The organism is Roseibium sp. AWQ4_290 (assembly GCF_056160985.1).
The window spans coordinates 1-14,222 of the sequence record NZ_JBSWYG010000003.1 but is presented as its reverse complement, the minus strand read 5'-3'; the positions used below and the strand labels follow the sequence as shown (position 1 = coordinate 14,222).

General features: G+C 57.4%; 11 protein-coding genes. 4 read left to right on the top strand and 7 right to left on the bottom strand.

Annotated features, from left to right (window positions below):
• Window positions 1-3: 3 nt before the first annotated feature.
• From ACXAH0_RS03795 to ACXAH0_RS03770, 6 genes are all read right to left on the bottom strand, one after another.
• Complete coding sequence (locus ACXAH0_RS03795) at window positions 4-1,140, bottom strand: ABC transporter permease (RefSeq protein ID WP_475189506.1); 1,137 nt, start codon at window positions 1,138-1,140, stop codon at window positions 4-6.
• A gap of 59 nt (window positions 1,141-1,199) precedes the next feature.
• Window positions 1,200-2,321 (bottom strand): microcin C ABC transporter permease YejB, encoded by a 1,122-nt coding sequence (locus ACXAH0_RS03790; RefSeq protein WP_475189229.1) that lies wholly within the window; start codon window positions 2,319-2,321, stop codon window positions 1,200-1,202.
• 59 nt (window positions 2,322-2,380) lie between these two features.
• Window positions 2,381-4,258 carry an extracellular solute-binding protein gene (locus tag ACXAH0_RS03785; RefSeq protein WP_475189226.1) on the bottom strand — a complete coding sequence of 626 codons (1,878 nt, stop codon included), beginning with the start codon at window positions 4,256-4,258 and terminating at the stop codon, window positions 2,381-2,383.
• Window positions 4,255-6,132: an extracellular solute-binding protein gene (locus ACXAH0_RS03780; RefSeq protein ID WP_475189223.1), complete on the bottom strand. Its 1,878-nt coding sequence runs from the start codon at window positions 6,130-6,132 to the stop codon at window positions 4,255-4,257. Before ACXAH0_RS03780 ends, ACXAH0_RS03785 begins: the two co-directional genes overlap by 4 nt.
• 122 nt (window positions 6,133-6,254) lie before the next feature.
• Window positions 6,255-7,652, bottom strand: coding sequence for a diguanylate cyclase (locus ACXAH0_RS03775; protein ID WP_475189220.1), 1,398 nt, complete (start codon window positions 7,650-7,652; stop codon window positions 6,255-6,257).
• A gap of 169 nt (window positions 7,653-7,821) precedes the next feature.
• The gene (locus tag ACXAH0_RS03770) at window positions 7,822-8,373 is read right to left on the bottom strand and encodes a c-type cytochrome (protein ID WP_475186288.1); all 552 of its coding nucleotides are present in this window, start codon (window positions 8,371-8,373) and stop codon (window positions 7,822-7,824) included.
• A 199-nt stretch (window positions 8,374-8,572) separates the two neighbouring features.
• Here ACXAH0_RS03770 and ACXAH0_RS03765 point away from each other — a divergent pair, with 199 nt between their 5' ends.
• The 3 genes from ACXAH0_RS03765 (at window position 8,573) to ACXAH0_RS03755 (ending at window position 11,318) form a co-directional block, all read left to right on the top strand.
• A complete protein-coding gene (locus ACXAH0_RS03765) occupies window positions 8,573-9,307 on the top strand; it encodes a 3-deoxy-manno-octulosonate cytidylyltransferase (protein WP_475186286.1) in 735 nt (244 codons plus the stop codon).
• A gap of 72 nt (window positions 9,308-9,379) precedes the next feature.
• On the top strand, window positions 9,380-10,270 hold the full coding sequence (locus ACXAH0_RS03760; RefSeq protein WP_475186284.1) for a prephenate dehydratase: 891 nt from the start codon (window positions 9,380-9,382) through the stop codon (window positions 10,268-10,270).
• Window positions 10,271-10,316: 46 nt separating this feature from the next.
• A complete protein-coding gene (locus tag ACXAH0_RS03755) occupies window positions 10,317-11,318 on the top strand; it encodes an adenosine kinase (RefSeq protein WP_475186282.1) in 1,002 nt (333 codons plus the stop codon).
• A 188-nt stretch (window positions 11,319-11,506) separates the two neighbouring features.
• Here the strand turns inward: ACXAH0_RS03755 and ACXAH0_RS03750 are convergent, their stop codons facing one another.
• Window positions 11,507-12,148 (bottom strand): hypothetical protein, encoded by a 642-nt coding sequence (locus ACXAH0_RS03750; protein ID WP_475186280.1) that lies wholly within the window; start codon window positions 12,146-12,148, stop codon window positions 11,507-11,509.
• A 126-nt stretch (window positions 12,149-12,274) separates the two neighbouring features.
• Here ACXAH0_RS03750 and ACXAH0_RS03745 point away from each other — a divergent pair, with 126 nt between their 5' ends.
• On the top strand, window positions 12,275-14,017 hold the full coding sequence (locus tag ACXAH0_RS03745) for a calcium-binding protein (RefSeq protein WP_475189216.1): 1,743 nt from the start codon (window positions 12,275-12,277) through the stop codon (window positions 14,015-14,017).
• Window positions 14,018-14,222 lie beyond the last annotated feature (205 nt).

Genomic DNA, 14,222 nt, shown 5'->3' with positions numbered 1-14,222 from the left:
CCCCTACCCAAGGCTCTTGCGCGGATCGAACGCATCGCGCACGGCCTCGCCGACAAAGATCAGGAGGCTGAGCATCAGGGAAATCACCACGAACCCTGTAATGCCCAGCCAGGGGGCGCTCAAATTGTTCTTGCCCTGGGCCATCAACTCCCCGAGGGAGGCGGAGCCAGCCGGAAGACCGAAGCCAAGAAAATCAAGAGCGGTCAGGGTCGAGATCGACCCGTTGAGGATGAAGGGCATGAAGGTGAGTGTGGCCACCATGGCATTGGGCAGCAGATGCCGCCACATGATCACCGGGTTGGACACGCCCAGCGCCCGGGCCGCCGCGATATACTCAAAATTCCGGCCCCTAAGGAATTCCGCCCGAACGACCCCCACAAGCGCGACCCAGGAAAAGGCCAGCAGAATGGTGAAGAGGGTCCAGAAGCCGGGCACGAAGAAAGACGATACGATCAGGATGAGGTACAGGGAGGGCACCGCCGTCCAAATTTCGATAAAGCGCTGGGAGAGCAGATCAACCCAGCCGCCGTAATAACCTTGAACGGCCCCGGCCGCGATGCCGATCACCGAGGAGGCCAGTGTCAGCGCAAGGCCGAACAGCACCGACACGCGGAAGCCATAGACCACACGGGCAAACACATCCCGTGCCTGATCGTCGGTTCCAAGCCAGTTCCAGTTTCCGATGATGCAATTCGGGTCGTCCGCCCCCATCGGATAGCCGCTGCAGCGCGTTTCTATGTCCATCATCCAGCTTGGCGGCGTCGGCGCCGTCCAGGGCACTTCCAGATTGACGGTTCTGTAGCTATAGCGCACCGGCGGCCAGATCATCCAGCCATCCTCGTTGATCAGGTCCTGAATGAAAGGGTCACGGTAATCTGTCACAGCCAGCGCCAGATCGTCATCATTGAACCGGTCTTCCGGATAGTCCACCAATGTCGGGAACAGGAACTCCCCCTTGAAATAAATCAGGACCGGCCGGTCATTCACCCAGACATCCGCCAACAACGCGAGCACAAACAGGACCATGAAGATCCACAAGGACCAGTAGCCGCGCCGGTTGGCCCTGAAATTGGCCAGGCGGCGCTGGTTGATCGGTGACAGACTGGTCTTTTTCGGCGGCGGGGCCGTCTCTTCCGGCAAGGGATTAAGAACATCGTAGCCGGCAGATTCCAGTTCACTCTGAAGTCGTTTGTCCACGCCTACACCTCCCGGCTTTCAAAATCGATCCTGGGATCGATCCAGGTGTAGGTGAGATCAGACAAAAGCCCGATCACCAGGGCCATCAGGCCAAAGATATAGGCAATGGCAAACACCACCGCATAGTCGCGGTCTATCACCGATTCAAAGCCCAGCAGCCCGAGCCCGTCCAGGGAGAAGACAGCTTCAATCAGCAAAGATCCGGCAAAGAAGGAGGAGATGAACGCACCGGGAAATCCGGCCACCACAATCAGCATGGCATTGCGGAACACATGACCATAAAGCACCTGCTTTTCCGTCAGCCCCTTGGCGCGGGCGGTGACCACATATTGTTTGCGGATCTCGTCGAGAAACGAGTTCTTGGTCAACAGGGTGGTGGTGGCGAAGGCCGACAGGACCAGCGCGGTCAGCGGCAGGGTCAGGTGCCAGAAATAGTCGATGATCCGCTCCGGCCAGGACAGGGAGGCCCAATTGTCGGACGTCAGCCCCCGGAGCGGGAAAATGTCCCAGAAGGAGCCGCCCGCGAACAGCACGATCAGAAGGATCGCAAACAGGAAGCCCGGGATTGCATAGCCGATCACGATCACCGCCGATGTCCACACATCAAAGCGGGAGCCGTCACTCACCGCCTTACGGATGCCAAGCGGGATCGAGATGACATAGGAAATCAGTGTGATCCAGAGCCCCAGCGAGACGGAGACCGGCAGTTTCTCGGCAATCAGATCGATGATGCGGACATCCCGGAAATAGCTTTCACCAAAATCGAACCGGGCATAGTTCCAGACCATGGTCAGGAACCGCTCCAGTGGCGGTTTGTCGAACCCGAATTGGGCTTCCAGCTGCTTGATGAATTCCGGGTCGAGCCCCTGGGCGCCACGATATTTGGAGGTGATGCTGTCAGACGCTGCCCCAGCGCCTCCCGAGGCATCATTGCCAACACCGGCAAAATCCCCGCCTCCCCCGCCAATCCGCGACGTCGCCGAAACGTCCGTGCCCTGCAGCTGGGCGATCACCCGTTCCACCGGGCCGCCCGGAGCAAACTGAACAATCAGGAAATTGACCGCCAGGATCCCGACCAGGGTCGGGATCATCAACAATAAACGGCGAAGGATATAGGCGCCCATGGGGGTCTTATTGTTCCTCTTCTTGGCCGTTTCACACCGGCTCACACGTCAGGGGAAGATTACCCGGCTTTGCCGATTTTTTCCGCCTTTTCCGCATCTATCCACCACAGATCTTCTACGGGGAAGAAGTAACGCGGCGGTTCGGGCGGATGGCCGAACATGTCCCACACAGCGATGTTGTGAAAGGGATTGAACCATTGTGGCACCCAATAGTGGCCGGAGCGCAGCACCCGGTCGAGCGCCCGGGCCGCGACAGTCATGTCTTTGCGGGTTGTGGCCTTCAAGATTGTCTCAATCAAGGCGTCTACCACCGGATCGGCGATCCCGGCAATATTATAGGTGCCCGGCGTGCTGGCAGCCTTGGAGCCCCAGGACGTTTTGATCTGCTCCGTCAGGGTGGCCTCTTGCGAATAGCGGCGCGAACAGATGTCAAAGTCATAATCGTTCAAACGAGACTGGTATTGCGCGGCGTCCACCAGCCGCAAAGAGGCCTTGATGCCCAGCCGTTCCAGGTTCTTGATATAGGGATTGGTCACCCGCTCAAAGGCGGGGGAATTGTTGAGAAACTCAATCGTCAACTGCTTGCCGTCCGGCCCGATCAGCTGGGTGCCCTGCCGCTCATAGCCCGCTTCGCGCAACAGCTTGCCCGCCTCGCGCAGCAAGCGCCGGTCAAATCCGGAGCCATTGCTGACCGGCTGAAGGTAGGCTTCGCCAAAGACGCTTTCAGGCAGCTGATCCCGGTAGGGGTCCAGAAGCGCCAGTTCCTCCGGCGCTGGCAGCCCTTGCGCTTTCATGTCGGAATTTTCAAAGAACGACTCTGTGCGCTGGTAAAGACCGTAAAAAAGGGTCTTGTTCGACCACTCGAAATCAAACGCATAGCTGAGCGCCCGGCGCACTCGCGGGTCCTTGAATTTCTCCAGCCGCGTATTGATGAACCAGCCCTGGGCACCGGACGGATTGCCGTCGGGAATTTGCTTCTTGACCACCTTTTTGTCTTGAAAGGCCGGAAACGTGTATTCGGTGGACCAGATTTTCGACCGGAACTCCTCCCGGTAATTCATCTCGCCTTTCTTGAAGGCTTCAAAGGCGACTTGCGAATCCCGGTAGAACTCCACACGGACCACATCAAAATTCTGCTGCCCCTTCAGAACCGGCAGATCCCTGGCCCAATAGTCGTTGACCTTATGATACTCCACATAACGGCCCACCGCATGTTTGCCGACCTTATAGGCCCCGGAGGACAGCGGAGCCGTCAACGTGCTCTGGCTGAAATCATAGGCCGTGTAATAGCGCTTGGAGAAAATCGGCAGCACGCTCACCAACAACGGCAACTGCCGGGAGTGGGAGCCGCTGAACTGCAGTCCGACCCGGTGCTCATCCAGAACTTCCGCATCCTGCAAGCCCTGAATGTTCTGGCTGATCTGGGGATGGCCGCTGCCCTTCAACAGCATCAGCGAGAAGGCGACATCTTCTGCGGTCAGTTTCGAGCCGTCATGAAACCGGGCCTCGGGACGCAGGTTGAAGATATAGGTGTTGCCATCCGCCGAAATCTCCACCGTTTCGGCGAGCAGCCCGTACACCGCATCCGGCTCGTCATAGGCGCGCACCATGAGTGTGTCGAAACACATCTCCATGCGCGGCGGCGCATCGCCTTTCAGGATGAAGGAATTGAAGGTGTTATAGGTCAGCACATTCTGGTTGTAATACCAGTAGGGAGCCGTAAACACGAACCGCCCCCCTTTGGGCGCCTGCGGATTGACATAGTCGAAATGGGGAAAACCCGGCCCGTATTTCAGATCCCCGAACACGGACAGTCCGTGACGGGCCCCGGCGCCGGCCGCAGCATTTTTGAGGCCAAGCGGCAATGAGCCGACAAGAGCTGCCGCCCCGGTCAGTTTCAGCACCGTCCGCCGGGAGGGATGGCCCAGATCCGTCATTTTGCTGCTCCCGTCTTGTCCGCCAGGTCCGTGTCATACCACCAGATCGTCGGAAACCCCGTGCTGTATTCCGGCATGGCCTTGGGATGCGCAAAGCGGTTCCAGCGGGCGGTGCGGGTTTCATCAGAAGAGAATTGCGGCACGACATAATGATTCCACAAGAGCACCCGGTCGAGTGCGTGGGTCGCGGCCACCAGCGTTTCCCGGTCCTTGGCAAAGATGATCTTGTCGATCAGGTGATCAATGGCCGGGTTCTTGATGCCCATATAGTTCCGGGAATTGGGATTGTCGGCTGCGGCCGAGCCCCAATATTCGCGCTGTTCGTTGCCGGGAGACAAGGACTGAGCGATCGCCAGCACCGTTGCGTCAAAATCGCGGCTGCGCACGCGGTTGATATATTGCGACGTATCGACAAGGCGCAGCACAGGCTTGATGCCGATGCTTTCAAGGTTCTTGGAATAAGGCAGCAATGTGCGCTCGCTGCCTTTGTCCCGGTAAAGAAATTCGATGCTGAGCTGTTCACCGGTCGCTGGATCGATCATCTTGCGGTCCTTCAGCTCATAGCCCGCCTTTTTCAAAAGCTTGACCGCCTCGCGCAGATTGGCACGCACCTTGCGCGGATCGCCGCCCACCGGGTTCTTGTATTCTTGCGTGAACACCTCCGGCGGCACCTGGTCGCGGACCTCTTCCAGGATCTCAAGCTCCTTGCCTTCCGGCAGGCCGGACGAGGCCAGTTCCGTGCCCCAGAAATAGGAATTGACCCGCTTGAGCAGGTTGGCCGACACGATCCTGTTGGTCGTCTCAAAGTCATAGGCGTAGTTCAAAGCCGCGCGCAGATCCGGGTTCTTGAACTTGTCCCGGCGCAGGTTCAGGAAAAACCCCTGCATCACGCCGGACGACTTGTCCAAAAACACTTCCTTGATCACGCGCCCGTCCTTTACGGCCGGAAAGTCATAGCGTTTCGCCCACTGGCTGGAACTGGTTTCAATACGGAAATCGACCTGATCACCCTTGAAGGCTTCAAACTGAACGGTCCGGTCGAGGAACGAAATGTAGCGGATCTCGTCAAAATTATCGGTTCCCACCCGCACCGGCAGGTCCTTGCCCCAATAGTCTGAGACCCGCTCCAGGGTAATCTCCCGGTTGGGGGTGAAACTCTTGATGCGATAGGGACCGGAGCCGAGAGGCGCCTCCAGCGTCGACTTGGAAATGTCCCGCTTTTCCCCCTTCTCATTGGTGCCTTCCCACCAGTGTTTGGGCAGGATCTGAAGCTGGCCCATGATTTTTGGCAGCTCCCGGTTGCCTGTCGTATCAAAGGTGAAACGGACCACCCGGTCACCGGCGGCTTCGGCAGAGACAACATTCTGATAGTAGAATTTATCGCGTGGGCGGAGCTCGATGGATTTTTCGAAGGACCAGATCACGTCATCCACGGTCACCGGAGCACCATCGTGCCATTTCGCCTTCGGATTGAGCCGGTATTCCACCCAGGAATAGTCGTCCGGATAGCGGACCGCCTCCGCCAGCAGCCCGTATTCTGCGCTGATATCCGCCTCGTCCAGGGACGGTTCCATCAGGGTCTCGTAAAAGAACAGCATGAAGGGCGCGAGGTTACCCTTCTGGGGCAGCGGATTAAACGTGTCGAAACCACCGGTGATCGCAAGCCGCACACTGCCGCCCTTGGGCGCGTCCGGATTGACGTAATCGAAATGGGCAACGTCAGGACCGTATTTCGGCGTGCCGTTATAGGCCGTTGCATGGCGCCAGTCAGGCTCTTGCGCATGGACGGGCGAAAGGGCCGCTCCGGAAACGGACAAGAAGGCGACAAAGGCTGCTGCAGCAGCCGTTCCGTTCCACGCGCACCATCCAGACACTATCGGCTTCTCCGTCCTGTTCTATTTCCGCCCTCATCGTCTTGATTTATAGGGCCGGTTGGAACGCAGTGTAGGGATGCACCGGACAAAGGTCACGCTCCGGATAGCAAAATGACAGAAAATTAACTGGCCTGCGGGGCGCTTTTTGCAGCAACCGCCTTGTTTTTGGCCTTTTGTGCATACATGCGGTTGTCAGCCACGCGCAAAAGATCTTCAACACTCGCGGCATCAATAGGATAGCTCGCACTACCTATGCTTGCGCGAATATCGATCGAGGTTCCGGAAAACTCGAACGCCTGCATGACCCCCTCCGACAGACGGCTGACGAAGGTTTCCTTTTCCTGGCGCCGCATATTGCCGGGCGTCAGGACGATAAACTCGTCCCCGCCCACCCGGGCGACCGTATCCGACTGGCGGGTGTGCAACTTGAGCCGCTCGCCGATTTCAACCAGCAGCTGATCGCCCACCGAATGGCCATAGCTGTCATTGACCGGCTTGAAGGCATCCAGATCCACATAGAAGATTTCAAAACCGGCCCCGGACCGTTCACACATGGTGGCGAGCTGCATCATACGCTCCTGCAGCAGCCGCCGGTTGGCCAGCCCCGTCAGCGGATCATGCAGGGCCATGGAGCGAACCTTGTAGACCTCGCTGATCAACAGAAAGGCCATCACGCCAAAGATGAGCGAAATCAGGCTGCCGACAAACTGTGTAATCCATACGCCCCTGCCGGTGCTGGACCAGCCCCCGTCCGGAAAGCCGAGCAAGGCCCAGTTGAGCCCCCCCGGCAAAAGCAGCGGCAAAGAGAGAGCGCCCCCCCCCTGAAGGGACCTGTCGCCAAACACCAATGTGTTGCCGGTTCCGTCCGGCCCCTTGTCAACCAGGGCCACCTGTATCCCGTCCATTTGAGGGGCAATGCCCGACAGGTCCATCAGCTTTTCGTAGTCGACGACCAGCGTTGCCATGCCCCAGTAGCGGCGCTCAGCAACCGGCTGTCCGGTATAATCCGCCGGAAAGACCGGTATCCTGATCATCAGCGCGTGCCCCCCCTGAACCAGCTCCACCGGCCCGGCAATCACGACCTCCCGGGTGCGCATCGCCTGCTCGACCGCAGGCCACTGGGCGGTGTTGGAGCGGTAGTTCAGTCCGATCGCAGCCTGGTTCGGTTCCATCGGATAAACCGCCTTGACCACATTCTCCGGGGCAAGCCCAATGGAGCGGATCGCGGGGTTCTCATTCAAAAGTTCTGTAGCAATGTTGATGTAGGAAAAGGCTTCAAACGAAGTGTCCGACAACTGGACCACATAGCCTCGAAGACCAAACCCGTGGGCAACCGTCCGGCTGATTTCCCGCTCCAGCCGTGCCCGCGCTTCGGACAATTCAGCCCGCACCTCCTGCATATGTTGCTGCAGGAGTTCGTTGCGGACCAGCAGGCCCACATGGGCGGTGACGGCAATTCCGGTGAAAAAGCAAATAACCGCAACAATGGACGCCACGAAGGTTCCATTGGATCGTGTCATCAGTTTTTGTGTCAACTGACTGCCCATCAGGCCCTTATCCGGCGCTTTCCCCACATCTGAACAATACTACGTAGCGGAAATTTTGTTAATTTTTCTTTCACCTCAAATAAAAAGCCGGGTCTTGACCCGGCTTTACACGTTTCTTGCACGTTCTCTTCAAGTTAGGCCGTTATTCGGACGGTAACGGCTTGGGCGCGCCCGACAATTCTCTCAAGTAAGCAACAATGTCAGCGCGGTCTGAGGGTTTCCGCAAACCCGCAAAGCCCATGGACGTTCCGCTGATGAATTTCTTGGGCGCCTCCAGGAAATGGTCCAGCTCCTCATAGGTCCATTCCGGGTTCGACTCGCCGAAGGCCACCATGGCGGACGAGTAGCCGAAACCGGCATGACCGCCCGGCTTGCGCCCGACAATATCCCAAAGAGCTGGGCCAACCTTGTTGGCGCCGCCTTCGTCAAAGCTGTGGCAGGCCGCGCACTTCTTGGCGACTTTGGCGCCATTGTCTGCAGATGCAGCCAGAAGACGCTCGGAAATCGGCACCACGTCCGGTTCGGCCTCAACGACAGAGGTATCGTCGGACGGCGTCTCAAGAACAATTTCATAACCTGGCTGGCCGGGGAGAGTCGGGTGGAAGATAATGTCTGAAACGATGCCTACCCCCATCGTCAGAATAAGTACCATCAAAACCGCTCCGGCGGCTTTGTTCAGCGTGAATGCATCCATATCTCTCCGGCTCCAAGCTCATACGTGCCTGGACCTGCAACCAAGATTGCAGCTCCCATCAGCTTCTCCCAATTGGCAGGACCGTACAAATTTTTTGACCTTGCTGTCCATAGCTTTAAAAGGACACAGGATATGACAAACGGACGCGGCTAATGAATTTCCGCTGGGATTCAAACGGACCGCGAATTGGAGACCCCCATTGCCTGCAGCCCTCGTGATCATTCCCTCACGCCTTGCCGCAACCCGCCTTCCCAACAAGCCACTGGTTGATATTTGCGGAAAACCAATGATTGTCAGAGTGTTGGAGCAGGCGGAACAGGCAGATATCGGGCCTGTGGCCGTTGCCTGCGACAACGAGAAGATCGCCGAGGCCGTGCGCGACCACGGCGGCAAGGCGGTGCTCACGAGCCCGGATCACGCCTCCGGCTCCGACCGCATCCAGGAAGCTGTCAACGTTCTGGATCCGCAAGGTGAGTTTGATACTATTCTCAATGTTCAAGGCGATGTGCCGCTGATCGCACCGGAAGCGATTCGTGCCGCCTTCACGCCCCTGGATGTTCCGGAGGTGGCCATCGGAACGATCATGACTGAAATCACCGAACCGGAATTCCGCCAGGACCCCAGTTTCGTCAAGGCTATCACGACCCCCAATGGCCGTGGGCATCATAGGGCCCTATACTTTACCCGGGCAACGGCCCCTGCCGGAGACGGGCCGCTTTACCAGCATATCGGCATCTATGCCTACCGCCGTCCGGCGCTGAACCGGTTTGTAGAGCTGGCCCCCGCCCCGCTGGAACAGCGTGAGAAGCTGGAACAGCTGCGTGCCCTGGAAAACGGCATGCGCATTGACGTGTCCATCATTGACAGCGCCCCCCTTGATGTGAACACACCGGGGGACCTGGAACGCGCCCGGGCGGCTTACCTGACCCTTTAACGGGTCTTTGAAAGCGGACCTTCAGGCCATTTCTATGAACCCCAGCCCCAGACTGAACCCAATGAAAAGACCATGACCGACAGAAAGAAAATCGTTTTTCAGGGCGAGACGGGAGCCAACTCCCATATGGCTTGCCGCAGCGTCTATCCCGACTATGAGGCCATTCCCTGCGCCACATTCGAAGACTGCTTTTCGGCCATGGCCAACGGGACGGCGGATCTGGCCATGATCCCGATTGAAAACTCGGTCGCTGGCCGGGTTGCGGACATTCATCACCTGCTGCCCAAGTCGGATCTTCATATTATCGGCGAATATTTCATGCCGATCCGGTTTCAGCTGATGGCTCCAAAGGGCGCCCGGATTGAAGACCTGAAACGGGTCCAGAGCCATGTGCATGCCCTGGGCCAATGCCGCAATGTGATCGGTGAGCTTGGCCTGACCGCCGTTGTCGGCGGTGACACGGCCGGATCGGCCCGGCAGGTGGCAGAGCTGGGCGACAAGAGTGTTGCCGCCCTCGCCCCGGAAATGGCGGCCGAGATCTACGGCCTCGACATCCTGCGCCGGGATGTTGAAGACGCTGCCCACAACACCACCCGCTTCGTGATCCTGTCCCGGGACAAGATGGAAGCGGCCCATAACGGCCAGTCCGTGATCACCACGTTCATCTTCCGGGTCCGCAACGTGCCCGCCGCGCTTTACAAGGCCCTCGGCGGCTTCGCCACCAACGGCGTCAACATGACCAAGCTGGAATCCTACCAGCTGGAGGGCCAGTTCTTCGCCTCCATGTTCTACGCGGATGTGGAAGGCCATCCGGAAGACCCGGCTGTGGGTCTGGCCCTGGAAGAACTCGCCTTCTTCTGTGCGGAGCTGAAAGTTCTCGGCATTTACCGCGCCAGCCCGTTCCGGGACAAAATCAAGGAACCGGAGGCCAACCGGGCACTCCGGCCGACCCCGCAAACCTGATCCTGAAAGCCGCCCCTTGGGCTGGCAGCCGACAACCGAGGTATTCATGACCGACACGAAATTCGATGCACTGTGTATCGGCAACGCCATTTGCGACGTTTTTGCCCATGTGGAAGAAGACTTCCTCGTCCGGGAAAATCTGGTCAAGGGCTCCATGCGCCTAATCGATACGGAGGAGGCCGTGCGCCTGTTCGACAAGATGGGCCAGACCGTGCGCATTTCAGGCGGCAGCGCCGGCAACACGGCGGCGGGCATCGCCTCGCTTGGCGGCAAACCCGCCTATTTCGGCAAGGTTGCCGAAGACGAGCTGGGCGATGCCTATGCCCATGACATGAACGGCACCGGGGTCCATTTCAACACCCCGCGCCTGACAGACAGCAAGCCGACGGCCCGCTCGATGATCCTGATCACTCCGGATGGGGAGCGCACCATGAACACCTATCTGGGCGCCTGTGTCGAATTCGGTCTCTCTGACGTCGACGCGGATATAGTAGCCGCCTCAGCCGTGACCTATATGGAAGGCTATCTCTGGGACCCGGAGGAAGCCAAGAAGGCCTTTTTGAAAGCCGCTGAAATTGCACATCAGAACGGCCGCAAGGTGGCCATCACCCTGTCGGACTCCTTCTGTGTCGATCGCTACCGCAGCGAATTCCACGCCCTGCTTACCGACAAGGTTGTCGACCTCATCTTTGCAAATGAGCATGAGCTGAAGGCCCTTTATGAGACCGCAGATCTCGACACTGCCGTTGCCGCAGCCCGCGGCACCGGCGCGCTGACCGCGTTGACCCTTGGTGAAAACGGCGCCATGGCGTTTCAGGGAGACGAGACCGTGACGGTTCCAGCCCAGGCAGTTGACACCGTTGTCGACCTGACCGGGGCGGGCGACCTCTTTGCCTCCGGTTTCCTCTATGGCCTTGCCCGCAGCTACACTCTTGGGGAAGCAGCCGAATTGGGCTGTGTTTGCGCTGCCAGTGTCATCAGCCATGTGGGCGCCCGTCCGGAAAAACCTTTGAAATCCGCTGCCGCGCAGGCCGGCTTCGACATCTGATCTGGTTAAAAAGGGTCGCGGGGCCAAAACAGAAAACGGTCTTCCCGCTTTTTTAACGTATCCGGTGTTTCAAACTCACATTAATTGCGAATGAGATCAGATTATTTGCAACGGGATCGCAATCATCGACACCGGATCACATTGCGTGCGAACAGCGGGACGGCGCGGATAGATGCAAGTCGCTACACCTAGACCCGAATATCGAAGGTCTGTGCCGATTGCGCTCTTTCCAATGCCTGTTGAGCGGAGACAACGTACTGCTGAAGCTGCTCTTGCGACAAACCTCCGGTCGAGCGTTCCAGTTCCACCAGGGATTTTCTAAATGCGGATAGTTCATCTTGCTTTTGAGCTTCGCTGGTTGGGACAGCGGCATCGTTAACACTGATAGTACCATCCGGACGGAGGTCATATCGTAGATCGTCCACGATGTACCCTTTAAGGCCATCCTCTGTAACGATATTGGCCCGGAGCGTCGAAATAAGTCTCCTGGCGTCCTCTGCTTCATCCCCCTCAAGAACTCGTGCCGGAACCGGATCGGTCTTCTCCAGGAAATCGACTCGTTCCCTTAAAGAATCTCTGATTTTGGCTGAATTTTCACGGCTTTTAGCTGTGATCAGCGTTAGTTCAGCATCTGCCTTTGCTTGAAAGACAGAATCGTCTCTAGGAGATGGACTTTTGATATCCTTTATATTTCCGGACCGATCAATTGCGCTCTCTACTTGCTCTTCCGGAGCTTGCTGATCTGTCGTCAACTCCCTCACTTTTGCCGAAGCGGCCGCATGTTGCTGAGCAAGATTTACCGGCGATTGTATCGTGAGGGAGGAGACCATGTTCGCGTCCACATGATGAAAAAGATTGCACAACCATTGACAGACAACCTTTAATGTTCTGTTAAGAAGAGCCGTTATTCATTGAGATTGCGCAACCCGCGTCTACAACCAAGGATATTGTGACTAATGGCTGACATTATTGGAACAGACAACTCCGATTATCTAACCGGCACCCAGGACAGCGATCTAATTGCGGGTTTGGCCGGAAACGATTCTCTTTACGGATATGGTGGAAACGACACGATTCTCGGCGGCTCCGGCGAAGATCGCATATATGGCGGAGATGGCTCGGACATTATTGATGGCGAAGCGGATGACGACACCATCAACGGGGAAGCAGGGTCCGATGACCTTCGTGGCGGATCCGGCGAAGACCAGATCTCCGGCGGCGGCGATGCCGACACCATCAACGGGAATGACGACGATGACCGGATCTGGGGAGATAACGGTGGGGACTATCTTTATGGCGGTGATGGTGATGACACAATTTCCGGCGGCCAAGGCGATGATACGATCCACGGCGACTACGATTCCATCACTGGTCAGTTCTATACCGGAAATGACTTGATTGATGGTGGTGCGGGTGATGACGAAATATACGGCGGGAATGGTGACGACATTATTTCCGGCGATGAAGGCGAAGATACCATCTCTGGGGGAGCTGGCAGCGATATCATCCGTGGTGGCGATGACGACGATACCCTCTACGGTGATGCTGGAAACGACTTCATCGACGGTGACGACGGAGATGACTATATCGTTGCCGGCACAGGCAATGATGATGTCGATGGCGGTGACGACGACGATACGATCTACGGCGGCGACGGTGACGATTACCTCAAAGGCGACGCCGGCAACGACGAAATTTACGGCGGTGACGACGATGACGAGATCGATGGCGGCGCCGGAAACGACAATCTGATTGGCGGCGCCGGAAGCGACGAACTCGATGGCGGAACTGGTATCGATACAGCCTATTTCGACTTCTCAGGATCTGGCGTAACGGTAATTTTGAATGATGGTCTTGCTGAAAGTGGCGGTGAGGCTGAGGGTGACACGCTCACCAATATCGAAAACATCTCAGGCTCCGCATACAGCGACACGATTATTGGCGATGCCAATGCCAACTATCTTCTTGGCCGGGATGGCGATGATATCCTCGGTGGTGACGCCGGCAACGATCAGCTCGACGGTGGCAATGGCAATGACATTCTCTCTGGCGGCAGTGGCGCCGACATAATTTCTGGCGGAAACGGCATCGATTGGGCCTATTACAATAGCTCCGCCGCTGGTGTCACAGTTAATCTTGGCGACGGTCTTGCAGAAACAGGCGGCGATGCGGCTGGCGATGTATTGACCGGGATTGAAAACCTGCGTGGCTCAGAACTGGGTGATACACTTACCGGAGATAGTGGAGCGAATATACTAAACGGGGCTGGCGGGAACGACGCACTTTACGGTGGCGCCGGCAATGATACGTTGCTGAGCGGCACCAGCACCGGCTCCGGGATAGGAGATATCCTTGATGGAGGAGATGGCAACGATGCGCTCTTCGATCAGTCGACGAGCGCCGTCGCCATGTTCGGCGGTGCGGGTGACGATACTTTCTATCATGACGGCACGGGCATAACTCTTATCTCGGACAGCTCTGGTAGCAACGATGCCTTCGTATTCCAGGGTGCCTCATCATCCGATCTGGGCTTTTTGCAAAACGGGGATGACCTGATCTTCTACACCGCTGCTGATGCTGCGGACGGAAATTTGCAAGATTACGCCCAGCTTACTGATTGGTTTGCTTCTGCGGATCACGTTGAGACACTGATCCTGGACGATGGCTACATTACCCTTGCTGATCTGTTTACGGCTTAAGCCAATCTGACTTTGTGACGTTGTAAAGCGAGAGGGGCGAGCATGGAAAATTCCATGTTCGTCCCTCTTTATTTGCGGAGGTTTGAGCATCTTCGTGTCCGCCCGGTGAAGCCGGTCTTCATGGCGGCCAGGCGCTCTGTTACGCTGCTTTTGCAGCGTAACACCAAGGCATGAGTTCGTTGATGCGATTGATCTTGTGGTCGGC